General features: G+C 58.6%; 13 protein-coding genes, 2 tRNA genes, 4 rRNA genes and 1 pseudogene. 8 read left to right on the top strand and 12 right to left on the bottom strand.

Translation table 11 applies throughout. The features are described from left to right. Positions 1-4: 4 nt before the first annotated feature. From AB4O05_RS05575 to AB4O05_RS05565, 3 genes are read right to left on the bottom strand one after another with little or no spacing between them, the layout of a single operon-like run. A complete protein-coding gene (locus AB4O05_RS05575) occupies positions 5-2,104 on the bottom strand; it encodes an efflux RND transporter periplasmic adaptor subunit (RefSeq protein ID WP_460132410.1) in 2,100 nt (699 codons plus the stop codon). Then, positions 2,101-3,420 carry an efflux RND transporter periplasmic adaptor subunit gene (locus AB4O05_RS05570; protein ID WP_460132412.1) on the bottom strand — a complete coding sequence of 440 codons (1,320 nt, stop codon included), beginning with the start codon at positions 3,418-3,420 and terminating at the stop codon, positions 2,101-2,103. The genes AB4O05_RS05575 and AB4O05_RS05570 overlap by 4 nt, the downstream gene beginning before the upstream one ends. After that, the gene (locus AB4O05_RS05565; protein WP_460137665.1) at positions 3,417-4,163 is read right to left on the bottom strand and encodes an efflux RND transporter periplasmic adaptor subunit; all 747 of its coding nucleotides are present in this window, start codon (positions 4,161-4,163) and stop codon (positions 3,417-3,419) included. Before AB4O05_RS05565 ends, AB4O05_RS05570 begins: the two co-directional genes overlap by 4 nt. A gap of 184 nt (positions 4,164-4,347) precedes the next feature. On the opposite strand from AB4O05_RS05565, the gene AB4O05_RS05560 reads away from it, so the two are divergent. From AB4O05_RS05560 to AB4O05_RS05530, 7 genes and pseudogenes are all read left to right on the top strand, one after another. Beyond that, entirely contained in the window at positions 4,348-6,510 is a 2,163-nt protein-coding gene (locus AB4O05_RS05560) for an outer membrane assembly lipoprotein YfiO (RefSeq protein ID WP_460132413.1), read from the top strand. Continuing rightward, positions 6,507-7,229 (top strand): DUF3142 domain-containing protein, encoded by a 723-nt coding sequence (locus tag AB4O05_RS05555; RefSeq protein ID WP_460132415.1) that lies wholly within the window; start codon positions 6,507-6,509, stop codon positions 7,227-7,229. Before AB4O05_RS05560 ends, AB4O05_RS05555 begins: the two co-directional genes overlap by 4 nt. 552 nt (positions 7,230-7,781) lie before the next feature. Further along, complete coding sequence (locus tag AB4O05_RS05550) at positions 7,782-8,492, top strand: GntR family transcriptional regulator (protein WP_460132417.1); 711 nt, start codon at positions 7,782-7,784, stop codon at positions 8,490-8,492. A gap of 386 nt (positions 8,493-8,878) precedes the next feature. After that, entirely contained in the window at positions 8,879-9,637 is a 759-nt protein-coding gene (locus tag AB4O05_RS05545; RefSeq protein WP_460132418.1) for a DUF3050 domain-containing protein, read from the top strand. Beyond that, positions 9,634-10,572: a diiron oxygenase gene (locus AB4O05_RS05540; protein WP_460132420.1), complete on the top strand. Its 939-nt coding sequence runs from the start codon at positions 9,634-9,636 to the stop codon at positions 10,570-10,572. Before AB4O05_RS05545 ends, AB4O05_RS05540 begins: the two co-directional genes overlap by 4 nt. Then, a pseudogene (locus AB4O05_RS05535) lies at positions 10,569-13,999 on the top strand (amino acid adenylation domain-containing protein). The gene AB4O05_RS05540 and the pseudogene AB4O05_RS05535 overlap by 4 nt, the downstream one beginning before the upstream one ends. Further along, entirely contained in the window at positions 13,965-14,429 is a 465-nt protein-coding gene (locus tag AB4O05_RS05530; RefSeq protein ID WP_460132422.1) for an SRPBCC family protein, read from the top strand. The pseudogene AB4O05_RS05535 and the gene AB4O05_RS05530 overlap by 35 nt, the downstream one beginning before the upstream one ends. A 36-nt stretch (positions 14,430-14,465) precedes the next feature. Here AB4O05_RS05530 and AB4O05_RS05525 read toward each other — a convergent pair whose 3' ends face one another. The 9 genes from AB4O05_RS05525 to AB4O05_RS05485 form a co-directional block, all read right to left on the bottom strand. Next, positions 14,466-16,346 (bottom strand): methyl-accepting chemotaxis protein, encoded by a 1,881-nt coding sequence (locus AB4O05_RS05525; protein WP_460132423.1) that lies wholly within the window; start codon positions 16,344-16,346, stop codon positions 14,466-14,468. Between the two features lie 378 nt (positions 16,347-16,724). After that, a 5S ribosomal RNA gene (rrf, locus tag AB4O05_RS05520) occupies positions 16,725-16,840 on the bottom strand. 109 nt (positions 16,841-16,949) lie between these two features. Then, positions 16,950-17,065: ribosomal RNA gene (gene rrf, locus AB4O05_RS05515) — 5S ribosomal RNA — on the bottom strand. 170 nt (positions 17,066-17,235) lie between these two features. Further along, a 23S ribosomal RNA gene (locus AB4O05_RS05510) occupies positions 17,236-20,127 on the bottom strand. 240 nt (positions 20,128-20,367) lie between these two features. Next, positions 20,368-20,443 (bottom strand) — tRNA-Ala (locus AB4O05_RS05505). Positions 20,444-20,453: 10 nt separating this feature from the next. Next, positions 20,454-20,530 (bottom strand) — tRNA-Ile (locus AB4O05_RS05500). A gap of 123 nt (positions 20,531-20,653) precedes the next feature. Then, a 16S ribosomal RNA gene (locus AB4O05_RS05495) occupies positions 20,654-22,190 on the bottom strand. Together the 16S, 23S and 5S rRNA genes with 2 tRNA genes alongside form the textbook arrangement of a ribosomal RNA operon. A 564-nt stretch (positions 22,191-22,754) precedes the next feature. After that, the gene (locus tag AB4O05_RS05490; protein ID WP_460132425.1) at positions 22,755-23,975 is read right to left on the bottom strand and encodes a CaiB/BaiF CoA transferase family protein; all 1,221 of its coding nucleotides are present in this window, start codon (positions 23,973-23,975) and stop codon (positions 22,755-22,757) included. Positions 23,976-23,988: 13 nt separating this feature from the next. After that, positions 23,989-25,170, bottom strand: a complete 1,182-nt coding sequence (locus tag AB4O05_RS05485; RefSeq protein ID WP_065886800.1) for an acyl-CoA dehydrogenase — start codon at positions 25,168-25,170, stop codon at positions 23,989-23,991. 156 nt (positions 25,171-25,326) lie between these two features. On the opposite strand from AB4O05_RS05485, the gene AB4O05_RS05480 reads away from it, so the two are divergent. Beyond that, positions 25,327-26,226, top strand: a complete 900-nt coding sequence (locus AB4O05_RS05480; protein WP_460132426.1) for a LysR family transcriptional regulator — start codon at positions 25,327-25,329, stop codon at positions 26,224-26,226. Positions 26,227-26,232: the final 6 nt, after the last annotated feature.

Genomic DNA, 26,232 nt, shown 5'->3' with positions numbered 1-26,232 from the left:
CCTGTCAGAACCCGCTTTCCCTGACCCCCAGGGCCGCCGCTCGCCGCCAGGTCGCGCCCAGCACCGACTCGCTGCGCCCTTGCAACACCACCACGCCGCGCAGCGGCTGCCGGGGAGTCTGGATCGATTGCACACTGCTCAAGCGCACACCGTATTGGGCCTGCACCGGCGTCGCGCGCTGGTTTTCGTCACGGCGCACGGCAATCGGCCCATGGTGATCGGAGGCCAAGGCCTCTTGATCCAGGTAGGCCACGCCGTTGGCGTCGATGTCGGTGAGCTCCACCGCGACGGCGGCGTGCATCGGGTCATCGGCGATAAAACGCCCGCTGGCTCCGGGTGCCACGCGCCACAGATCGGCTTCGGCCACGTAGCCGCGCAGGCGCGCGCCGTCTTCCACCACTTGCACCAGCGCATCCTTGGGCGACAGCCAGCGGCCCAGGCTCAATTGCGGGAGCACATCGCGTACGGTGCCGGCATGGGGCGCGCGCAGCAGCAGGCGCTCGCGCTGGGCGGCAAGGCCACGGTATTCAGCCAGGGCCTGGGACAGTCGTTGGTCGTTGATGCCGGCGTCGGCCGCCGTTTCACTGCGCCCAGCCTGACGGCGCATCTGCAATTGCAGGATCTGCACTTCGCGGCGCACGATACTTTGCCGGGCGTCCAAGTCGGGGGATTCCAGTTCGATAAGCACCTGCCCCTGGCTCACCGTTTGCCCGTCCGTCACCCGCAACGCCTTGACCCGTGCCGCCACCGGCGCATGCAGGGCACTGGCACGCCCGGCTTCAAGCATGGTCGGCACCTCGACGGCGCTGCGCCACGGCAACACCAGCGCCAGCGCCACCAACGACAGGCCCAGGCCTGTCAGCACCACGCGCGGGGTATGGGCCTGGCCACGACGGCTCCACCATTGGCGCCACTCCCTGAAGATCGGCAGGAAGATGAACCACATCAATTCCACCAGCATCAGAAAGATGCCCAACACCTTGAAAAACAAGTGGTACACCGCCAGGGCAATCCCCAGGAACAACGCCGCGCGCCACAACCACGCCAGGTAGCCCCACCACAACAGCCGCCGCTGCATTGCCGGCGACCAGTGCTCCGGCGCCGGCTCGCCATAGCCGAACAACCACTCGCGCAGGCGCCAGCGGCACAGGGCAAAGGCGCGGCCTTGCAGGTTATCCACCTCCCATAAGTCGCTGATCAAAAAATAACCATCAAAGCGCATGAAGGGGTTGAGGTTGATCGCCAGGGTGGTCAGCCACGTGGCACTGGCCAACATGAACGCCGCCGTGCGCGCGGGGCCGTCCGGCAGCAATGACCAGGCCAGCAGGGCGACGCAGGCCAGCAGCAGTTCGGCCATCACCCCGCCGGCACCGATCAACAAGCGTGCGCGACGATCATTGACTCGCCAGGCATCGCTGACGTCGGTGTAGAACATCGGCAGCAGCACCATGAATGCCACGCCCATGCTCTGTACCCGGCACCCCGCGCGCTTGGCCATGAAGGCATGGCCGAACTCATGGCACAGCTTGGCGAAGAACAACGCAGTGCCGAAGGCCAGGGCGCCCCCCAGGCTGAACAGATGCGGGAAAGTGGCGAGGAAGCGCTGCCAGTCCCGCGCCACCAGATACACACCCAGGCACAGGATGATGGGCAAGCCGTAGCGCAATAACCCTGGACCAAAACGCGCCAGCCATGGCCATGCGCGGGTGAGGAACGCGTCGGGGCGCCACAATGGGATGCGGAAAAACAGGTATTGGTGCAGCAGGGCTTTGCCCAGGCTTTGCTTCTGGGCGGCCGCCTTGTAGAGGTAGCTGGCACGTTGTTGCGGGTCGAGCGCGGCGATCAGGTCGTGGGCGCGCAAAAAGCTCAGCAACTCGTCCACCTCGCTGGCGCCCAAGGGCAAGCCCGGCTCGCGGTTGGCGGCGTGCAGGACCTTTTCCGAATCGCCCAGGGCCCAGTGGCGCAACAGGCGAATGGCGGTGGCGCCCAGCTTGAAGTAACGCCCACGGACCGGGTCGGCCAGGGTCCAGCGCGGCGAACCATCCAGGGCCGCGCCAGCAGTGGACAATTGCAGGTCTTCGCGCAGCGGGGGCAGGCTCGTCACAGGCCCACACTCTGGCGCAGGGCCGCCAGCGGCCGGCGTAGCAGGTACAGGGCGAGCGGCGCGCGCGCGCCAAAGATCTTCGCCGTGCCGCGCAGGCCGATACGCGGCGGTGCGTCGTCGAACCCTGCATCCAGGCGATAGGCCAGTTGCCCGCCCGGCGTGGGCTGGGCTTCGTAGGCGACGCGCTGCAGGGTCGCGAGGTGGCGGTGCAACGGGTCGCTGTCGAGAAACAGCGCCACCTCGGCGTTGGGGGCCAGGGTGATCGCATCGCCCACCGCCAGTTCGATGCGCAACTCGGCCTGGCCGGGGTCGGCGATCTGCAACAGGCGCTCGCCGGTCTGCACGGGTTTGCCGGTCCAACGCTCGGCATCGGCGAACACGGCGATACCGTCGCGTTCGGCGCGGACTTCGCTGCGTTTGAGCAGCTCGCGGGCGTAGTCGCGCTCGGCGCGTTTCTGTTCGACCCGCGCGGCCAGCAAGTCGATGCGCGAGTTGGATTCGGCATCGGCAAAGGCGCGCTGGGCATTGGCCTTGAGTTCCGCTTCGGCCACGCCCAAGGCGCGCGCGGCCACATCGGCCTGGGCGGTGAGCGTGGTGCTTTCGAAACGCAGCAACAGGTCGCCGGTCTTGACCGCCTGGTTGGGTTTGACCAGGAATTCGGCGATCACCCCGTCCAGCGGCGCCGCCACCACCTGCCCGGCCAGCGGCACCACTTCGGCGGGCGCCAATACCGATTGCCGCACGGGGATCAGCAGCATCAGCAACAGCGCGCCCACTACCAGCACCTGGCGTTTGCGAGTCAGGCGCAGCCGCCACGGCTGGCGCGGTTGCAAGGCCAGCCAGGCATGGCTGCAGGTGCCGCCAAACTGCGCCAGCAATACCTGCTCGGCCGGGCTCCACGGGGTATCCCGCGCCAGCCACACACCACCGAACACACGCCCTTGCGGGTTGATCAGGGGCAACCAGAACACATGACCGGCCGACAGGCTTTGCCAGTCGTCCTGCACCTGGGCGCTCAATAGCTTGGCCGGCACCACGCGGGCGATCTGGCCCAGCGCCTGCTGGTGCAATTGCGCCACGGCCTGCTCGACGAAGGCCACAAACGGCGCATTCGGGTCGACGTTGCTCACCGCCGTGACCGCCCTCACTTTGCCGGTGATCAGCAACGCCGCATGGCGATAACCGAACAACGGCTGGCTGTCGTTGACCAGGCTGTAGGCCAACTGCTCGGTGGTACGGGCGGCACGGGTCTGGTGTTCAAGCGTCAGGAACTGCGCGAACGCCCGCTCGGTATGGCCCGGCATGGGTGCGTTCATTGCAGTTGGACAAAGTGGGCGGTACCGCTCATGCCTGCCATCAACCCGCTGACATTGGGTAAGGTTGCGACCAGCAGCAGGGTCTGGCTGCCTTCGTCGATACGTGCGCCCAGGCGTTTGACGGTGGCGCTGAGCGCTTGGCCGGTTTCATCCGGGGTAAAGCTGAAGGTCTGGCCGGGCTTGAGCTTGCTCATCCAGCGCGACGGCACCAGCAGGTGGATCTCCAGGCTGCGGTTGTCGACGATTTCCAGCAGCGGCGCGCCGGCCGATACGCTTTCATAACGCTGGACCTTGCGCTGCACCACCTGGCCGTCATACGGCGCCAGCACGCTGCAACGCTTGACCTGCACCTGGTAGACCTGGGACTGCGCCTGGGTCTCCTTGAGCTTGGCGTCGGCACGCGCCACTTCAAACCGGCCGACCGAATTGAGCGCGGCCAATTGCTTGTTATGCGCCAGCTCCTCACCGGCACCGCGGCTGGCCGCCGAGGCGGCATTGAGTTGGGCCTGGTAGGCCGAACAATCGAAGCGCGCCAGGGTGTCACCTTGCTTGAATGACTCACCTTCGCTGAACGGCAGCTCGACGATGCGCCCCGACAACTCGCTGGCCAGCATCGCCTGGTCGCGGGCGCGCAATACACCGCGCGCCTGGCTGTCCGTGGTGGCGGTGGGCGGAGGATCCAACAGCGGATCGGCGGCCAAAGCAGTGGTTGCCACACCCAGTACACAGAAAAAACTCAACATCCATTTGCTTAGCTGCGTCATGCGCGTGCTTCTCCCTGAAGATCAACGCAGTCTAGGACAGCAAGGTTAAATTGCCACTACCGTTCACCAGACAAATCAACGATTTGCGTAGGGCTTCACCGAAGCCCGAGTAGGAACACGCTATGATGGCTGCCCTCCAAGGACCCAGGATCAAGGACACGTCATGCGCATCGGTTTTCTCCCTCCTCTGGCACTGGCCCTGCTGGCCGGTATTTCCCAGCAGGCCCAGGCCAGCTCCGACGACTCGTGCTACCCCGACTGGCGAGTCTCGCGTGACAGCCTTGATCCGTGCAGCAACCAGCCCTTTCTCAGCCCAGGCAACGACAGTCGGGTAAACCTGCGCCTGTTGCTGGCCGACAAAAAAGCCGCGCCGCTGACGCCCAAGGCCTTGAGCGAGGATGACCTGTCCCAGGGGTTTGGCCCGGTGCCCTTTGCGGTGTATCGCCTCGCTGAAGCCTCCAGCGCAGAGACTGAGCCCGACTCGGACGATTCGCCGACCACTGAACTCGACACCCTGCTGACGTCCCTGGGCATCAAGCGCGAGGAGTACAAAACCGCGGGTCAAGCCTTCGTCGATGGCGAAGGCAGCCGCTGCCGCAGTAACGACGACGACAGCGCCGCGGCGTTTATCCGCCAAGTGGTGAAGGCCGACATGCCTTCGGCCGAACGCTCGGTGCTGGCCAATGCGCGCCTGCAATTGCTCACCGCTTGCACCTGGGAAGGGCCGGTGGTGGCTGAACCGCAGCAGATCCAGTCGACCAACGGCCAACTGTTTCGCACCTATTTGCAGGCCGCGGCCGATTTCTACAGAGGCCGCTTCGCCGACGCCGCACGGGGCTTTACGCAAGCCGGCAATGCCCAGTCGCCCTGGCTGAAAGAAACCGCGCTGTATATGACCGCTCGCACAGCGCTGAACCAGGCCCAGGCCGACACCTATGACGAAGACGGCGTACCGCACCTGGATCGTGTGGATAAGCCCGCATTGGCCACGGCTGAGCAGGGCTTCGACGCCTACCTGAAGACTTATCCACAGGGCGAATACGCGGCGTCGGCGCACGGCCTGCTGCGTCGGGTGTACTGGCTGGCCGACGACAACTCCAAACTTGCCGAGGCGTTCGCCTGGGCACTGACGGCGACCGATGAACAGCGCAATGTGACGCAAGACGAGTTGATAGAAGAGGCAGACCTCAAGCTGCTGATGGTCAATAGCGCGACCGTCAAGACCCCGATGATCCAGCTCGTCAGCGACCTGATGGTGATGCGCGGCGGTAACCAGCCGGCCCTCAGCCGCGCGGACCTGGAGAAGCAAAAAGCCGTGTTCGCCAGTGAGCCGCAACTCTACGACTACTTGCTGGCCGTGTGCGCGCTGTACATCGAACATCAGCCGGACGTCGCCTTGAAGCAGTTGCCTCAAAGCGTGCCGTCGAATTTGAATTACTTCGCCTTCAGCCAGCAGACCCTGCGCGCCCTGGCGATGGAAGCCAAGCAAGACTGGAAAGGCGCCGAGGCGCTGTGGCTGGAACTGTTGCCGCTGGCAAAATTGCCCCTGCAACGCGACCAACTGGAACTGGCCCTGGCGATGAACTACGAGCGCAGCGGCCAGTTGGCCAAGGTGTTCGCCAGCGACTCGCCGATCAGCGCCAAGCAAGTGCGCTACATCCTGCTGCGCAATGTCGCCGGGCCTGAACTGCTGCGCCAGCAGATCGCCCAGGCCAGCGATCCGCTGGAGCGCCAGACCGCGCAATTCGTGCTGCTCTACAAAGACCTGCTGCATGGTCAGTTCGCCACCTTCGCCGAAGACCTCAAGCAACTGCCGGCCCAGGCTTCCGACGACAAGCTGGGCACCAGCCTGGGCTATGTCTACAGCGCCAGCCAGAGCTTGAAGCTGTTCCAGTGGAACGGCGACAAAGCTGAATCCGGCTATGCCTGCCCAAGCATCGCGCAAACCGCCAGCACCTTGCAGACCGATGCCAAAAACCCACAGGGCCTGAACTGCCTCGGTGAGTTCATCCTGCGTAACAACCTGGACGGCATGCCGCTGGAACAGGCGCGCGCCGCTGGCAGCCTGGGCAGCACCGCATCGGACTTCAAGGGTGAAACCTTCTCGCGCCTCGACGGTTACAAACAGGTCATCGGCAATGCCAAGGCCCCGAAGAACGACAAGGCCTACGCACTGTTCCGCGCCATTAACTGCTACGCGCCGGCCGGCTACAACAGCTGCGGCGGCCAGGACGTCGAGCCTGCCGTGCGCAAGGCCTGGTTCCGCCAGCTCAAGAGTGGTTTTGCCGACACTCAGTGGGGCAAATCGCTGCAGTACTACTGGTGAAACATCTGTGGCTAGGCTTGCTGCTGCTGGCAAGCCCGGCCTTCGCCGCCGTCGACGCCCGCGACTATGACGCCTTCTGGCTGTGGAGCGGCGTCAAGCCCCAGCCGGTACTCAAGCAGGCCAGGACGCTGTACATCCTCCAGGGCCAGATCAACTCAACCCGCCGCGCGCCGGAGCGTGGCGTACGGATGATCGCTCAGGGCATCAGCGTGCCACGCATCACCGAAGGCGAAATATGGGTGGTGTATCGCGCCCACACCCTGCACTGGCCGGAACGGGTCTACACCCAATTGCTCGGCCAGGTACAACGTTGGCGCGACGCGGGCAACCCGGTGGTTGGCATCCAGATCGACTTCGACGCCCGCACTCAGTACCTGCATGAATACGCCGATTTCCTGCGCGACTTGCGCCAACGCCTGCCCGCCAACCTGCGCCTGAGCATCACCGGCCTGATGGACTGGAGCAGCAACGCCGACCCCGCCGCTATCGCCCAGCTCAAGGGCGTGGTGGATGAGGTGGTGGTGCAAACCTACCAGGGGCGCCATAGCATCCCGGACTACGCGGCGTATCTGCCACGGATGAACCGGCTGGGGCTGCCGTTCAAGATTGGCTTGATTCAGGATGGGGAGTGGCAAGCACCGGAGTATTTGAAGGGGAGTGAGTGGTTTCGGGGGTATGTGGTGTTTTTGCAGAATCCGGCACCGAGCGCGCGTCCCTGAACAGCGCATACCTGATGTGCAAGCAGGCTTGCTCGCGAATGCAGAGTGTCAGTCAGCATCTTCGGTGCCGACCCACCGCTTTCGCGAGCAAGCCCGCTCCCACAGTTTGGCCACGTCCGACCTAAGCACATCAGCGCTTGTCAGCCTGTAATGGGTACACCGAGTGTCTTGTACACGCCAACGACACACCGGTGGAGCTTTCTACCCGCTTGGTCGTCGGTGTCGCCTTCGGGCACGAAGCACAGCTCGCCCAGCGGCGCAAAGTGAACTGGGCGCAATCCTGACAGGGGGTGGCTGGATCAAACAGAAGAATGCCTTTGTAGATATAAGAACTACACTTTAAATATCGCTACTGAATATCCATAAGTCGCAATGCGGCAACCTGACGCCAGCTTGTAAGATGCGCGAAAACCCTGATGTGGGCTGCCGGCGCGGCGTGTTGAAACGCTTACAAGCCGAAACTGTGCACGTTTGACAAGCTTGGGGGCAGCCTCTAGTGTGCATTGGATCCAATTAGCCACCACCCTTCGAATAAACGAGGACAGCGTAACCGTGACGCAGAAGCCGACCCCTTTGAACAGCATTAAGATCAGCGGTCCCATTCCCGCCCACCTTGCCCGTTCCGTGATTGAAGAAACCTTGCGCAACGCTATCCTCGATGGCCGACTGCCCTGCGGTACAGCCATGCGTCAGCAGGAGTTGGCCAGCCTGTTCGGGGTCAGTCGCATGCCGGTGCGTGAAGCCTTGCGCCAACTGGAGGCCCAATCGCTGTTGCATGTGGTGACCCACAAGGGCGCCGTGGTTGCACCCTTGATCGAAGACAATTCGGCAGAGACCTATGAGCTGCGGATGTTGCTGGAGTCTGAAGCATTGCGCTTGTCGATCCCCTTGCTGACCAACGCCGATATCACGGAGGCGGAAGCGTTCATCTGTGCGCTTGAGCAGGAAAAAGACTACACCGAGATTGGTCGCCTCAATCGGCTGTTTCACATGGCCCTGTATGGCAAGGCCCCCAACCAGCGGTTGCTCAAGCTGGTGGAGCATGGGTTGAACGAAGAGGAGCGTTTCTTGCGTTTCAACCTTGAGGCGATGGGGTTGGGCGAGACGTCTCAGGAAGACCACCGTGAATTGCTGAGGCTGGTGGCGCAGAAAAAAGTCGATGAAAGCATCCTGACGTTGCGCAATCACCTGATGCGCGGGATGCACGTGATCACCACCTACCTCAATGGCCTGGATGCCGCCGGCAAGCACGTCGCGCAATAAGAGTTGCCACCCTGCGTGCCCCTCGACCAAAGCGGGGCGCTCTGCCTGTCGAGCAAGCCCCCCGTTACAACAACGATTTAAAGACAATCTATCGGCCTGACTGCCTGGCGGTGACGGCTCCTGTTCGTACCAAAGAAACTTCTCACGCTATTTAAAGTAACTAACTTACAGCAACTATTATTTGGAAAAATATCCAACACATTTGTATGTGTCGCCAAAGTGTTTAATCCGATTATTATCCTGCACCCAATAAACCAGACGTTTTAATCAACGGCCAAACCGTCCGGGTTCAGCGGCCTGGCTTATACCTACCTCTTTATTTTTTGCCGATCACAAAAGCTCATCGCTGTGTTAACAGCAGACGCAACAACTTATAGGCATCAACCATGCAGCAACTATTGCTTGAGCAAAAAAAACGGCAGTTATGCTGCCATCCGTTATTTGCAGAAACAATTTCACTGAGTAAGTTACGGTGTTTTATGGAGTTCCATGTATTTGCAGTTTGGGACTTCATGACCCTCACCAAACGCCTGCAACAGGACCTGACCTGCACTCGCATACCCTGGCTGCCGGCGGCCGACCCGAACGCCGCGCGGCTGATCAACGAAATTGTATTGGGTGAAGAATCGGACCAACACCCCAGCCAAGGCTATTGCAGCCATTTCGAGTTGTACCTGGAGGCCATGGCCGAAGTGGGCGCCAGCACCTCGGCAATCGACCGTTTCGTCGCGCTGCAACGCGAAGGTGTAGACGCAAGCACAGCCTTGCATATGAGCGACGTACCTGACGGCGCTGCACGTTTCGTGCGCACCACATTGGACATTGCGCTGAGAGCGCCAACGCACTGTGTGGCAGCCGCGTTTCTTCATGGCCGCGAGTGTGTCATCCCGGCGATGTTCGAACGCATCCTGCAGGCTGACGCACTGACCCGTCGCCAGGCGCCAACCTTGTATGGCTACCTTGAGCGCCATATCGAACTGGACTCCCAGCATCATGGCCGGTCCGCCGAGCAGTTGCTCGAGCGCCTGGCCGGCGCAGACCCCACCTACCCGCAACAGGCGAACAACGCCGCCCTAGGCGCCGTGGAAAGCCGGATCACCTTTTGGGACGAGGTGCAGGCCTCGCTGCGCGAGGTGCGTCCATGAACAGCGCAGATTACCCCTCCATTGCCGACGACTGGGAACGTCGTGCAACCATTCGCACGCGCCCTCGCCGCCTGCTGGAAAACGACGACAAGCTGATCTATCCGCCGTGCCGCCAACCCATGGTACTCAGTGCAACCTTTGTGGAACATTGCTCGCAATGGCGCGATTTCGTGCTGGTGCAGAGCTTCTACAAATTCATCAACGACGTGGTGATCTTCGAGACCGAAATCGTCGACAAGACGGCGCGCAGCATTGCCAAGAATCGCTTCGCGCTGCCCTTCCCCCTCGCCTGCCGCTACGACGCGATGACCGTCGTGGTGGACGAGGACTACCACGCCCTGGTCGCGCTGGATTTCCTGCAACAGACCGTGGCCATGACCGGCATACAACCGCTCGAGTTGCCTGAGCACATCGAACTGAGCCGCGCATTGCCAGCGGCACAGGCGCAGGCACCCGCCCACCTGCGCGATGCCGTGGAGTTGATTGCTGTGGCGATCGCCGAAAACACCGTTACCCACGACGTGGCAGCGTTTTCCAAGGACACCCGTGTCAAAGCCTCCGTTCGCGGCCTGATGGCCGACCACCTGTTTGACGAGGGCCGCCATGCGCAGTTCTGGACGCGGCTGGTACAGCGTTACTGGCAAGGTGCGAGCCCGGATGATCGTGACAATATCGCCAAAGTGTTGCCCACGTTCCTGGCGCATTACCTGACCAACGACCTGCAGAAAAATTTCGACCTGCACCTGATCGAGCATCTCGACATCAGCACACGCCTGCGCAGTGCGCTGCGCGATGAGGTCTCGGCACTGGCGTTCCCCATCACTCGCCAGCATCCATTGCTGGGCAATATCATGGGTTTCCTGCAACACAGCGGCTTGTTGCACACGCCGAGCGTGGCGCAGGCGCTGGGCGATTACCTGGCGGTGTCGAGATGAGACGTCTGACGATCGGCTGGCGCGGTACCAGCAGGGCGCTGGACGCTATCAGGCAGATGCTCGAGCAGTACGGGCATGGCTCGGGTGATGAAGCCATCGACCTTTGGATTGAAGACGGTAGCCAGCCGCTGCCGGCCCACTGCGCAGAAGCAGCCTGCATCAGCCTGCGCCTGGGAGTGGGCCCGCTGACCGATTACGGCTTGCCCGCGCTGCAACTGCGCGCCTATGGCCGTGACCGACGTGTGTCCGCCGTGCTGAATATCGCCGAGGAGCCCAGTGGCAATGGCCAGCGGCTGCGTGCGCAGGCGACGGACGCGCTGGTGGATTGGGTGGTATTGCAAGTCAGTGGCTTCTCGCGGGACGCCGAGTCTCTGTCGACGCGTGCGATTGCCACAGACTGGGCCGAGCAGGATCTGCATGGGCTGGAGGCGCTGGCGTATACGCATCGCTTCAACCGGACGGCGGACCCCGCATTGATACGCGAAGCCCAGATACCAGTGATCGAACGGGTGCAGGCCAGCCTGGCGGCTTTCGCCGAGCGGCCGGCGCTGAGTTTCGCCGAACATGCATTCACCTATCGTCAGCTACATATCCAGGCCATGGCGATCCAGCAGCAATTGCACCCCTTGTTGGCGGCGCTTGAAGCGCCGCCGGTTGTGGGCGTGTGCCTGGAAAAGTCCATCGAGCTCTACGCCAGCCTCCTCGCGCTGCTTGGTTGTGGCGCGGTGTACCTGCCACTGGCACCTGACCAACCCGTGCAGCGCCATCAGACCATGCTCGAAAGTGCAGGAGCGAATGTCTTGCTGGATGCCGGCTCGCACCCCTTGCGCAGTCAGTTCGTGTCATTGGATGTCAGCGCCGTGGCCCCGCATAACGCCGAGACCGCATCCCCGCTGATGCCCCATCGCCCCTGCATGGATGCGCCATGCATGATCCTTTTTACATCGGGCAGTACGGGCCACCCGAAAGGGGTGCTGCTCAGCCAAGGTAACCTGGCGCATTTCACGGCCTGGTTCAGCTCATGCATGACGCTGGACGAGCGAAGCCGTGTGTTGCAGTTTTCGCCCGTGAGTTTCGATTCTTCATTGATCGATATCTTCCCCGCCCTGATCGCGGGTGCAGAGCTGATTGTGCCCAGCCAGGAGCAACGGCGCGACCCTCATCAATTGGCGGAGCTGCTGCGCCGGCGGCATGTGACCCACGCCTTTGTACCCCCCGCGCTGCTCAGTCTCCTGCCGCTGGCCCCCCTCTGGGCGTGACGCACCTGCTGACCGGTGGTGATGCTTGCGAGCCCTATGTAATCGAGCGACTGGCAACTCAGTGCCAGTTGCACAACCTCTATGGCCCCACGGAAACCACGGTGCTGGTCACGCATCGAACGTTGAGCCTCGGCGACAGCCATCGCAACGTCGGCTATCCGATCGCCAACAGCCAGGTGCTGATCCTCGATGAAAACCTGCAACCGGTGGATGAGCGGGTGACGGGCGAGGTGTACATCGTCGGTCCTGGGGTAAGCCTGGGGTATATCAACGCCCCACTGCAGGACACCAGCCCGTTCATCGAGCTGCCAGTGCCAGGCGGCCAGACGCTGCGGGCCTATCGCAGCGGCGACCTGGCCCAGTGGACAGCCGATGGAATCGAGCTGGGTGGGCGCCGCGATGATCAGGTCAAGATCCGCGGCTTTCGAGTGGAGCCCCAGGAGATTGAACAATGCCTGCGTAACAGCCGATTGTTTCGCGAGCTGGCCGTCGTGATCGACCGTGATTGCAGGATCTGCGTCTTTGTCGCACAGGCCGAACAAGGTGCGACCTTGGCGGCTCTGCAGCGGCATGCACGACAGTACCTGCCGGATTACATGCAGCCGGGTTACTGGATTGAGCTACCAGGCATGCCGCACTCCAGCCACGGTAAAGTCGACCGCAATGCGTTGCTGGCGCTGCCGCGGCATCCCACTTCGCCGGCCACTTGCGCTGTTGCGCGCACGCCACTCCAGGCGCGATTGAGTTGCCTGTGGGGCGAGTTGCTGGCGCTGCCAGCAGCGGGGTTGTCGATCGACAACAGCTTCTTTGATCTGGGCGGCCATTCGATCCTGCTGTCGATGCTGCTGTTGCAAGTCCGCGAGCAATTTGGCCGCAGCTTCGCGTTGAGCCACTTCATTGAAGTGCCAACGATCCGCACCCTCGCGACCTTGATGGAGGAGGGTGCACTGCCTGAAATGGCGTCTGGCCAGGCGGTCCGGGATGCTCAACGGGAGTGGGTGGTCAACGCGCTGCATGAGGACCGCGCAGGCAACCCGCGCAAAGTGATCGTGACGGGGGCCAACAGCTTCGTCGGCGTCCATATTGTCGAAGCGCTCTTGGCCGGCGGTGCAACAAAGGTGGCGTGCCTGGTGCGCGAACGGCCGGGGCATTGCGCGAAGACACGGTTTGCCCAAGCACTGCGCGAGTACGACCTGGAACACCTGGACTGGAGCCGAGCCCAGGTATTCGCCGCCGATATCAGCCTGCCGCGATTGGGTTTGGCCAGCGATGCGTATGACTACCTCGCCAATGATTTCGGGGTGCTGGTGCACAACGCAGCACAGGTGAACCACGTGATGGACTATGCCTCGCTGGCCAGGGATAACGTCGACCCCATATTCGAATGCCTGCGCTTGTGCGAAACGCGCAGCAAGAAGGTCTTCAACTTTGTCTCGACGCTCTCGGCCTGCAGCAGCGTCGACTCACTCGGACAAGTGCTTGAAGTGCCAGCCGCGGCCACGCCGCCGCTGTACATCAGGAATGGCTACAACCTGTCCAAGTGGGTGGCCGAGCGACTGCTGGGGCGTGCGGTCGAACAAGGCGCCTGGGTGAATATCTATCGTCCGGGCAATATCAGTTTCAACAGCCGCAACGGTGTCTGCCAGCCCCGGAAGAACCGCTTGATGCTGATGCTCAAGGGTTCGCTGCAACTGGGCCTGATGCCGAGGTTGGATTTGAACTTCGATCTGATGCCAGTGGACTTCCTGGCGCGCTTCATTGCGTTTCACGGCGGGCGGTTTCAAGAAGATAGCCGTGTGTTCAACCTGCACAACCCACAGCCATTGAGCTGGGAGCATTACCTGGATGCGTTCAGCCGCGCGGGGCACAGGTTCGAACGTGTGAGCGCGGCGCATTGGCAGCAGGCGCTGCGGACGGTGGGCGAAGGCAACGCACTGTTTGGCGTACTCGGGTTTTATCTCGACCGGCTGGACGACGACATCGGTGACACCGCCATGATCTGCCATGACAGCGCGCGACGCGGTGTGCAGCAGATGGGCGAGCAGTACCCGGAAAAAGACCCGACGCTGTTGGGCAAAGGCTGCAACTATCTCCAGGCCATCGGCTTTCTTGGAACGGCTTCAGGACAACTTCATGAAACGGCTGCAACCCGATACGTTAATCCATAACCCGACGGCTCAACCGATAGTCGCCTCTGTGGTGGTCGACTGCCCTGCCAGTTGCCTGTGGAGCATGGTCGGGGAGTTTGCAGGTTTTGATGCATTCATTCCCGCCCTGACGCACATCGAAATGACCGGCACGGGTGTGGGTGCCTTGCGGACCAAATTTTTTCGCGATGGCCACCGAGTGGTGGAGCAACTCAACAGTCGGGATGAGCACGCCATGTCCATGACGTGGACCACGATCTACAACACCCTTGGCGTGGCCAGATTGTGGGCTGCAATCAACGTGGAAGCACTTGGGGCGCAATGTTCCAGGGTGACCTGGACCATCATCGCCGAACCCGTGGACGCCGCACAGGTGGAGTTTGAAGCGTTTGTACAGGGCTTCGCCGACAGTGCCCTGGACAATGTGCGGCGTTTGCTGGGCCAGCAATAGGAGCGAAACCGCTCGCTCCTACACACACTCAGCGGGTCAGATCTTGAAGCTGTCGACCAGTTGTTTCAATCGATTGGCCTGTTGTGACAGTGCATCGCAGTCTTTCAAGGTTTCGTTGAGGTTGGCCACGCCCTGCTGGTTCAGCAGGTTGATCTGGTTGATGTCGACGTTGAGGGTTTCCACCACGGCTGTCTGCTCTTCGGTGGCCGCCGCGACGGACTGGTTCATCCCGTCGATCTCGACGATCCGCTGAGTCACACTGATCAGGCGCTCCCCGGCCTGGTTGGCGACTTCAACGCTTTCTTCGCTGGAAGCCTGGCTGGCATTCATGGTGGTCACTGCTTCACGCGAACCCACTTGCAGCGAAGTGATCATCTTGTGGATTTCTTCGGCTGACTCCTGGGTACGGTGAGCGAGGTTGCGCACCTCGTCGGCGACCACAGCGAAACCACGCCCGGCCTCTCCGGCGCGCGCCGCTTCGATCGCGGCATTAAGTGCCAGCAGGTTGGTTTGCTGGGAGATACCTTTGATCACATCGAGGATGTGGCCGATGTTATCCGTGCTGGCGTTCAGGGTTTCGATCTGGGTGCAGGACAAGCTGATTTTTTGCGACAGTTGCGACATCGCCAGGATGGTCTGCTCCACCACCTTGCGCCCATCGTCGGCCTGTTCGCTGGCACCGCTTGCGTGCTGTGAAGCATCGGCGGCGTTACGCGCAATTTCCTGGGTGGCCGCGCCCAGTTCGTTGATCGCGGCAGCCACGCTGTTGGTGCGCGCGCTCTGCTCGTCGGAGCCGATGATCGACGCATTGGAAGAGGCCATCACGCGCTGGGACAGGTCATGCACCTGGCGTGTTGCCGAAGACACTTCGGAAATCGAGGCGTGGATACGCTCCACGAATCGGTTGAACGCACTGCCGACTTCTCCGAACTCATCTTTGCTGGTAACAGCCAACCGGCGGGTCAGGTCACCTTCGCCCTGGGCGATGTCCTGCATGGCTACGCCCATGGTAGTCAGGGGCCGCAACAACACTTGGATCAACAGGCTCAAGAGTACGGCGATCGCAACCACGGCGATCAACATAGCGACCAGCGCGGAAGTGCGGAATTTACCCAGCGGTGCGTAAGCTTTGTCTTTGTCGATCGACAGGCCGATATACCAGTCTGCACCTGGCAAGCCGCTGATGGGGGTAAACGACAGGATGCGGTCCTGCCCCTTGAGAACGACGTCCTGGCTACTCTTCTCAATACGGACGCTGGTGCCGGGGTAGATGTCCTTGAGGTTTTTCATTACCTGGTCCTGGTCAGGGCTGACGATGACCTGGCCATCGCCACTGATCAGGAACGCATGGCCGATACCACCGAAATCTACCGAGTTGATGATCTTGACCAGGGTTTGCAGGCTCAGGTCACCGCCGACCACGCCGAGCAGTTCACCGTTCTTTTTCACCGGCATGGCGATAGTCACGATCTGCCCACCCACTGCGGCCATATAGGGCGGCGTGAGCATGGGTTTATCGGCAGCCACGGCTTGCTTGTACCAAGGACGCTGACGGGGGTCGTAACCGTCGGGCATTTTTGCGTCCGGACGCTGGGTGAATACACCGTTGGTCTGGCCTACATAGGTGAACTGGAAGTTCGAGGTGAGCGCCGGCTGATCGATCAACCCAGGGAGATCGGCAGCACCGCCCTGATGAGCAAGGTTTTGCGTCAGGCTCTCGAGGACCAGGATTCGACCACTGAGCCAGTTCTGCACACTGCTGGCGGTGAGTTCGCCAGACTGCTGGATAGATGACTCCAGGTTCTGCTTGATGGTGCTGCGCTGCAGGTAATCGTTGTAGAGCGTGAATAATGCGAAGGCCAGGACGACAACGCCTGACGCGGCCAACAGAATTTTATGACTGAACTTAAGATTCATTTCATCGACTTCTTTTGCCAAAGGGTGGTTAGCGTGCAGAGGTGAACATTCCATGTACGGTCTAGGCGGACTTTCAAACCGCTCTATTTCGGTGCACGCATGGCTCATCAGGCTTTCGGCCAAATGGAGTGAAAGATTAAGGAGTTGTGGGAAACATCCTCTTTTTGAATGGGAAACCGACAAGTGGTAAAAGCGGACGGTTCAGCATTGAAAGATTCTGCCGCTGGCAAACGAAAGATTTTCTGCTGTCTGGTGGCAGGGAAACGGGACGTGGGCAGGAAGATAGCCAGCAGTTGCGAATGTGCAACCAGCCTTATCGATACCTGCTAAACGACAAAACCCCTGTCTGCGTTAGCAGACAGGGGTTTTGGAATTGGATCTTGACGATGACCTACTCTCACATGGGGAAACCCCACACTACCATCGGCGATGCATCGTTTCACTGCTGAGTTCGGGATGGGATCAGGTGGTTCCAATGCTCTATGGTCGTCAAGAAATTCTGTGTACCAGTCCGCTGCGCTAGCAGCGTGCCGGTGAAATTCATGGACTTCTACATAAACAAAACCCCTGTCTGCGTTAGCAAACAGGGGTTCTGGAATTTAATCTTGACGATGACCTACTCTCACATGGGGAAACCCCACACTACCATCGGCGATGCATCGTTTCACTACTGAGTTCGGGATGGGATCAGGTGGTTCCAATGCTCTATGGTCGTCAAGAAATTCGGGTACCGAACCGTGGCCAGCTGGCCGCGCTTCAGCAAATTGGGTATGTGACAGCTTTCGGTGATTTGTGAGATTCGAACTTTCGGTTCATTTCGTCTTCACACACCGCAATCTGGTGCTCTTTCGCCTTTCGGCTCGAAGCAAGCAAATTGCTTGGGTGTTATATGGTCAAGCCTCACGGGCAATTAGTATTGGTTAGCTCAACGCCTCACAGCGCTTACACACCCAACCTATCAACGTCGTAGTCTTCGACGGCCCTTCAGGGAACTCAAGGTTCCAGTGAGATCTCATCTTGAGGCTAGTTTCCCGCTTAGATGCTTTCAGCGGTTATCTATTCCGAACATAGCTACCCGGCAATGCCACTGGCGTGACAACCGGAACACCAGAGGTTCGTCCACTCCGGTCCTCTCGTACTAGGAGCAGCCCCTCTCAAATCTCAAACGTCCACGGCAGATAGGGACCGAACTGTCTCACGACGTTCTAAACCCAGCTCGCGTACCACTTTAAATGGCGAACAGCCATACCCTTGGGACCGGCTTCAGCCCCAGGATGTGATGAGCCGACATCGAGGTGCCAAACACCGCCGTCGATATGAACTCTTGGGCGGTATCAGCCTGTTATCCCCGGAGTACCTTTTATCCGTTGAGCGATGGCCCTTCCATACAGAACCACCGGATCACTAAGACCTACTTTCGTACCTGCTCGACGTGTCTGTCTCGCAGTCAAGCGCGCTTTTGCCTTTATACTCTACGACCGATTTCCGACCGGTCTGAGCGCACCTTCGTACTCCTCCGTTACTCTTTAGGAGGAGACCGCCCCAGTCAAACTACCCACCATACACTGTCCTCGATCCGGATAACGGACCTGAGTTAGAACCTCAAAGTTGCCAGGGTGGTATTTCAAGGTTGGCTCCACGCGAACTGGCGTCCACGCTTCAAAGCCTCCCACCTATCCTACACAAGCAAATTCAAAGTCCAGTGCAAAGCTATAGTAAAGGTTCACGGGGTCTTTCCGTCTAGCCGCGGATACACTGCATCTTCACAGCGATTTCAATTTCACTGAGTCTCGGGTGGAGACAGCGCCGCCATCGTTACGCCATTCGTGCAGGTCGGAACTTACCCGACAAGGAATTTCGCTACCTTAGGACCGTTATAGTTACGGCCGCCGTTTACCGGGGCTTCGATCAAGAGCTTCGCGTTAGCTAACCCCATCAATTAACCTTCCGGCACCGGGCAGGCGTCACACCCTATACGTCCACTTTCGTGTTTGCAGAGTGCTGTGTTTTTAATAAACAGTCGCAGCGGCCTGGTATCTTCGACCGGCATGAGCTTACGGAGCAAGTCCTTCACCCTCACCGGCGCACCTTCTCCCGAAGTTACGGTGCCATTTTGCCTAGTTCCTTCACCCGAGTTCTCTCAAGCGCCTTGGTATTCTCTACCCAACCACCTGTGTCGGTTTGGGGTACGGTTCCTGGTTACCTGAAGCTTAGAAGCTTTTCTTGGAAGCATGGCATCAACCACTTCGTCATCTAAAAGATGACTCGTCATCAGCTCTCGGCCTTAAGATCCCGGATTTACCTAAGATCTCAGCCTACCACCTTAAACTTGGACAACCAACGCCAAGCTGGCCTAGCCTTCTCCGTCCCTCCATCGCAATAACCAGAAGTACAGGAATATTAACCTGTTTTCCATCGACTACGCTTTTCAGCCTCGCCTTAGGGACCGACTAACCCTGCGTCGATTAACGTTGCGCAGGAAACCTTGGTCTTTCGGCGTGGGTGTTTTTCACACCCATTGTCGTTACTCATGTCAGCATTCGCACTTCTGATACCTCCAGCAAGCTTCTCAACTCACCTTCACAGGCTTACAGAACGCTCCTCTACCGCATCACTTACGTGATACCCGTAGCTTCGGTGTATGGTTTGAGCCCCGTTACATCTTCCGCGCAGGCCGACTCGACTAGTGAGCTATTACGCTTTCTTTAAAGGGTGGCTGCTTCTAAGCCAACCTCCTAGCTGTCTAAGCCTTCCCACATCGTTTCCCACTTAACCATAACTTTGGGACCTTAGCTGACGGTCTGGGTTGTTTCCCTTTTCACGACGGACGTTAGCACCCGCCGTGTGTCTCCCATGCTCGGCACTTGTAGGTATTCGGAGTTTGCATCGGTTTGGTAAGTCGGGATGACCCCCTAGCCGAAACAGTGCTCTACCCCCTACAGTGATACATGAGGCGCTACCTAAATAGCTTTCGAGGAGAACCAGCTATCTCCGAGCTTGATTAGCCTTTCACTCCGATCCACAGGTCATCCGCTAACTTTTCAACGGTAGTCGGTTCGGTCCTCCAGTTAGTGTTACCCAACCTTCAACCTGCCCATGGATAGATCGCCCGGTTTCGGGTCTATTCCCAGCGACTAGACGCCCTATTAAGACTCGCTTTCGCTACGCCTCCCCTATTCGGTTAAGCTCGCCACTGAAAATAAGTCGCTGACCCATTATACAAAAGGTACGCAGTCACCCAACAAAGTGGGCTCCCACTGCTTGTACGCATACGGTTTCAGGATCTATTTCACTCCCCTCTCCGGGGTTCTTTTCGCCTTTCCCTCACGGTACTAGTTCACTATCGGTCAGTCAGTAGTATTTAGCCTTGGAGGATGGTCCCCCCATATTCAGACAAAGTTTCTCGTGCTCCGTCCTACTCGATTTCATGACTAAGAGATTTTCGCGTACAGGGCTATCACCCACTATGGCCGCACTTTCCAGAGCGTTCCGCTAATCTCAAAGCCACTTAAGGGCTAGTCCCCGTTCGCTCGCCACTACTAAGGGAATCTCGGTTGATTTCTTTTCCTCAGGGTACTTAGATGTTTCAGTTCCCCTGGTTCGCCTCTTGCACCTATGTATTCAGTACAAGATAACCATCTTATGATGGCTGGGTTCCCCCATTCAGACATCTCCGGATCAAAGTCTGTTTGCCGACTCCCCGAAGCTTTTCGCAGGCTACCACGTCTTTCATCGCCTCTGACTGCCAAGGCATCCACCGTATGCGCTTCTTCACTTGACCATATAACCCCAAGCAATCTGGTTATACTGTGAAGACGACATTCGCCGAAAATTCGATAATACTCAATTAAGAGATACTCACAAATTTTACCTTAGCCTGAGCCGTTACCAGTGAAAGTAACGTCCAGTCTATCTTTCTATCACATACCCAAATTTTTAAAGAACGATCTAATCAAAGACTAGAAATCAATATTCACGCCGGAATATTCATTTCTAAACTCTAACAAGTAAAAGCAGTTAATGGTGGAGCCAAACGGGATCGAACCGTTGACCTCCTGCGTGCAAGGCAGGCGCTCTCCCAGCTGAGCTATGGCCCCATAACAAAATTGGTGGGTCTGGGCAGATTCGAACTGCCGACCTCACCCTTATCAGGGGTGCGCTCTAACCAACTGAGCTACAGACCCAATTTCGAGCGCGTAACTGTTAGCTTGGAGCTATCAGCTTGGAGCTTAAAGCTGCTTCTATCGTCTTCTTCAATGAATCAAGCAATTCGTGTGGGAGCTTATGGAGCAGCTGATGTCGTCGATTAAGGAGGTGATCCAGCCGCAGGTTCCCCTACGGCTACCTTGTTACGACTTCACCCCAGTCATGAATCACACCGTGGTAACCGTCCTCCCGAAGGTTAGACTAGCTACTTCTGGTGCAACCCACTCCCATGGTGTGACGGGCGGTGTGTACAAGGCCCGGGAACGTATTCACCGCGACATTCTGATTCGCGATTACTAGCGATTCCGACTTCACGCAGTCGAGTTGCAGACTGCGATCCGGACTACGATCGGTTTTATGGGATTAGCTCCACCTCGCGGCTTGGCAACCCTCTGTACCGACCATTGTAGCACGTGTGTAGCCCAGGCCGTAAGGGCCATGATGACTTGACGTCATCCCCACCTTCCTCCGGTTTGTCACCGGCAGTCTCCTTAGAGTGCCCACCATTACGTGCTGGTAACTAAGGACAAGGGTTGCGCTCGTTACGGGACTTAACCCAACATCTCACGACACGAGCTGACGACAGCCATGCAGCACCTGTCTCAATGTTCCCGAAGGCACCAATCTATCTCTAGAAAGTTCATTGGATGTCAAGGCCTGGTAAGGTTCTTCGCGTTGCTTCGAATTAAACCACATGCTCCACCGCTTGTGCGGGCCCCCGTCAATTCATTTGAGTTTTAACCTTGCGGCCGTACTCCCCAGGCGGTCAACTTAATGCGTTAGCTGCGCCACTAAGAGCTCAAGGCTCCCAACGGCTAGTTGACATCGTTTACGGCGTGGACTACCAGGGTATCTAATCCTGTTTGCTCCCCACGCTTTCGCACCTCAGTGTCAGTATCAGTCCAGGTGGTCGCCTTCGCCACTGGTGTTCCTTCCTATATCTACGCATTTCACCGCTACACAGGAAATTCCACCACCCTCTACCATACTCTAGTCAGTCAGTTTTGAATGCAGTTCCCAGGTTGAGCCCGGGGATTTCACATCCAACTTAACAAACCACCTACGCGCGCTTTACGCCCAGTAATTCCGATTAACGCTTGCACCCTCTGTATTACCGCGGCTGCTGGCACAGAGTTAGCCGGTGCTTATTCTGTCGGTAACGTCAAAACCACCACGTATTAGGTAATGGCCCTTCCTCCCAACTTAAAGTGCTTTACAATCCGAAGACCTTCTTCACACACGCGGCATGGCTGGATCAGGCTTTCGCCCATTGTCCAATATTCCCCACTGCTGCCTCCCGTAGGAGTCTGGACCGTGTCTCAGTTCCAGTGTGACTGATCATCCTCTCAGACCAGTTACGGATCGTCGCCTTGGTGAGCCATTACCCCACCAACTAGCTAATCCGACCTAGGCTCATCTGATAGCGCAAGGCCCGAAGGTCCCCTGCTTTCTCCCGTAGGACGTATGCGGTATTAGCGTCCGTTTCCGAACGTTATCCCCCACTACCAGGCAGATTCCTAGGCATTACTCACCCGTCCGCCGCTCTCAAGAGAAGCAAGCTTCTCTCTACCGCTCGACTTGCATGTGTTAGGCCTGCCGCCAGCGTTCAATCTGAGCCATGATCAAACTCTTCAGTTCAAACATCTTTGGGTTTTTAAGAAACCCTAAACTTGGCTCAGCAATCGTTGGTTATTCTTTGATTTCTCGCGGAGTAACTTGTGATGCTGATAATCTTGTTGACTATCAGTCTGACTCCACAAGCACCCACACGAATTGCTTGATTCAGTTGTTAAAGAGCGGTTGGTTAAGAGCTTTCGTCTCAACCGAGGCGCGCATTCTACAGCAGCCTCATTTGCTGTCAAGTGATTATTCTCAGAAGCTTTCGAAGAATTCTTCAACAACTTCAACCACTTGCGCCTCCGATCTCTCGTCAGCGGGAGGCGAATTCTACAGCGTTACACGCTGCTGTCAACACCTCTTTTTCAACTTCCTTCTGGCTTCGATGAACTGAAGCAACTTGCTGCTTAAAACCGATTAACTCATTGTTTAGCAAGGAGTTTTCCGTTTCTACAGCGCCGGAAGTGGGGCGAATTATAGGCTTCCAGAATCTGCCGTCAACTCTTAATTTTTGTTTTATATCAATTAGTTGAAGTTGATTAAAAAACCACCAAAGGCTCTCTCCTATCTATATGGAGAAACGACCTAGATAACACCCGCCGCTTTTAGCGCAGCCACACTCTCCACCCCCAACCCCAGTACACCCTGCAGCACATGAGCCGTATGCTCCCCTAATAGAGGAGGCGCACTGCGGTACTCCACCGGCGTCTTGGATAGCCGTATTGGGTTGGCAACCTGAGGCACCATACCCGCCAATGCGTGCGGCAACTGCATCGCCAACCCCCGTGCCTTGACCTGAGGATCGGCAAATACCTGCGCCAGATCATTGATCGGCCCGCAAGGCACCCCCACCTGCTCCAGCTGCGAAACCCACTCAGCCGTCGTCCGGAAGACCGTCACCTGGCGAATCAATGGAATCAATTCAGCCCGATTGGCGACTCGCACCTTATTAGAGGAGAAACGTGGATCGTCAGCCCATTGCGGCTGACCCGCCACCTCGGCGAACTTGCGAAACTGCCCGTCATTACCCACCGTCAGGATGAAGTCACCGTCGGCCGTGGGGAAGTCCTGATAAGGCACGATATTCGGATGAGCATTACCCAGACGCTTCGGGGGCACCCCGGTGGTCAGGTAATTCATCGCCTGGTTGGCCAGGCATGCTACCTGCACATCCAACAGCGCCATGTCGATATGCTGCCCGCCACCGTCATGATCCCGGTGCGCCAATGCAGCAAGGATCGCGACCGTCGAATAGAGCCCAGTAAGGATGTCAGTCAAGGCCACCCCCACCTTTACCGGCCCCGCGCCCTCATCACCTTCCGATCGCCCGGTCAGGCTCATCAACCCGCCTAACCCCTGAATCATGAAATCGTAGCCCGCACGCGCCGCATAAGGCCCCGTCTGGCCGAAACCGGTGATCGAGCAATAGATCAATTCTGGATTGATCTCCCTGAGAGACTCATAGTCCAATCCATACGCCGCCAGACCACCCACTTTGAAGTTTTCGATCAGGATGTCGCACTTGGCCGCCAGATCCCGCACCAGCTTCTGCCCCTCCGGCCGCGTAAAGTCGATAGTCACCGACTCTTTGTTGCGATTGGCCGAGAGGTAATACGCTGCCTCACTGGTATTCTCGCCATCGGCATCCTTAAGGAACGGCGGGCCCCAGGCGCGCGTGTCGTCACCATTACCCGGCCGTTCGACCTTGATCACCTCAGCGCCAAGGTCCGCCAGGATCTGTCCGGCCCAAGGGCCCGCCAATACTCGCGATAAATCCAGTACTCGCAGATGCGAAAGCGCGCCCATGCCCATGCTCCTATTAATAGAACGCCTGAAGACCGGTTTGCGCGCGCCCAAGAATCAAGGCGTGCACATCATGGGTACCTTCGTAGGTGTTAACAACCTCCAGGTTGACCAAGTGACGCGCCACACCGAACTCGTCGGAAATACCGTTCCCCCCCAACATATCCCGCGCCATACGCGCGATATCCAGGGACTTGCCGCACGAATTGCGCTTCATGATCGATGTGATTTCAACCGCAGCCGTACCCTCATCCTTCATACGTCCCAGGCGCAGACAGCCCTGCAGGGCCAGGGTGATCTCGGTCTGCATGTCGGCCAGTTTTTTCTGGATCAGCTGAGTCGCCGCCAATGGACGGCCAAACTGGTGACGGTCCAAGGTGTACTGGCGAGCGGTGTGCCAGCAAAACTCGGCAGCGCCCAATGCGCCCCAGGAGATGCCATAACGCGCCGAGTTCAAGCAGGTAAAGGGGCCTTTCAAGCCACGCACATCCGGGAAGATGTTTTCCTCCGGTACAAACACGTTGTCCATCACGATTTCACCGGTGATGGACGCACGCAGACCGACCTTGCCATGAATCGCCGGAGCACTCAGGCCTTTCCAGCCCTTCTCCAGCACAAACCCACGGATATCACCGGCGTCATCCTTGCCCCAGACGACGAACACATCCGCAATCGGGCTATTGGTGATCCACATCTTCGCGCCCGTGAGGCTGTAACCGCCTTCCACTTTGCGCGCCCGAGTGATCATCGCGCCCGGATCGGAGCCGTGGTTAGGCTCGGTCAGACCAAAACAACCAATCCACTCGCCAGAGGCAAGCTTGGGCAGATACTTCTGCTTCTGCGCTTCGGTACCGAACTCGTTGATAGGCACCATGACCAGTGACGATTGCACACTCATCATCGAGCGATAGCCGGAGTCGACGCGCTCAACCTCACGCGCAATCAACCCGTAGCTGACATAGTTCAAGCCACTGCCGCCGTACTGCTCAGGGATCATCGCGCCCAGCAAGCCGGTTTCGCCCATCTCACGGAAGATTGCAGGGTCGGTCTTTTCATGGCGGAAAGCTTCGAGCACACGTGGCGCCAGCTTGTCCCGGGCAAATTGCTCAGCACTGTCGCGCACCATGCGCTCTTCTTCGGTGAGCTGTTGATCCAGCAAAAGTGGATCAATCCAGTTGAAGCTTGCCTTGCCAGCCATGAATAAGTCCTCGCAAAGAAAAACAGAAGTCGTGGGTGCAGCCTAGGCTCGGGAGTGGCTAAGGGCAAACGAGGTTTCCGCATAGGCTTGTGCTATTTTCTCACTCCGTAATGGCCAGAATGGCGCTTATGCGACTTATGAGTGAGGACAAGGTACATGCGCAGAAAAATTCCCAGCACCACCGCCCTTGTCAGTTTTGAAGCGGCAGCCCGTCACGAGAGTTTTACCAAGGCGGCGCACGAACTTTCCATCACTCAAGGCGCCATCTGCCGACAGATCGCCGGCCTTGAGGAGTTTTTAAGTATCGAGCTGTTTCGTCGCTCAAAGCGCGGCGTAAAGCTGACAGAGGCCGGGCTGTCCTATAGCCGTCGCGTCGCCACGCAGTTGGACGCCGTGGAACGCGACACTCTGTCGGTAATGGGCCAGCAGGGCGCCAATGTGATTGAGCTGGCGGTGGTGCCGACATTCGGCACCCAGTGGCTGATCCCACGACTCAAGGATTTTCAGCGCAGGCACCCAGAAGTGACGGTCAACCTCACCAACCGCACGCGCCCCTTCCTGTTTGCCGATACCGAGTTCGACGCCGCCATCTACTTTGGGGATGCCGATTGGTCCGGCACCGAATCCCACCGCCTGATGGGAGAGAACCCAGTGCCTGTTTGCAGCCCGCGACTATTGGGCGAACGCAAGCAGCTTACCGCCCAGGAGATCGCGGAGCTGCCACTGCTGCAGCAGACCACACGCCCCTACGCCTGGCGGCAATGGTTTAACGCCCAGCAACTGAATGTCCCCCGTGACATGACAGGCCCTCGTTACGAGCTATTCTCGATGTTGTCGCAGGCAGCCATGCATGACATGGGCATTGCACTGATCCCACCGTTCCTTATCCAGCGAGAACTGGACGAGCACCACCTGGTGATTGCAAGCCCGCAAGCGCTGAGCAGCTCCAAGGCTTATTACCTGATGATTCCTGATAGAAAAGTCGAATCCGCCTCGCTGCACGCATTCAAGGACTGGCTGATTGATCAATCACAACGCTATAGCCCTGGTAATTGAAGGACA

The organism is Pseudomonas sp. S1_G07 (assembly GCF_054668565.1).
Note: the sequence above shows the minus strand (reverse complement) of the source record. Positions and strands in the feature narration are given on the sequence as shown.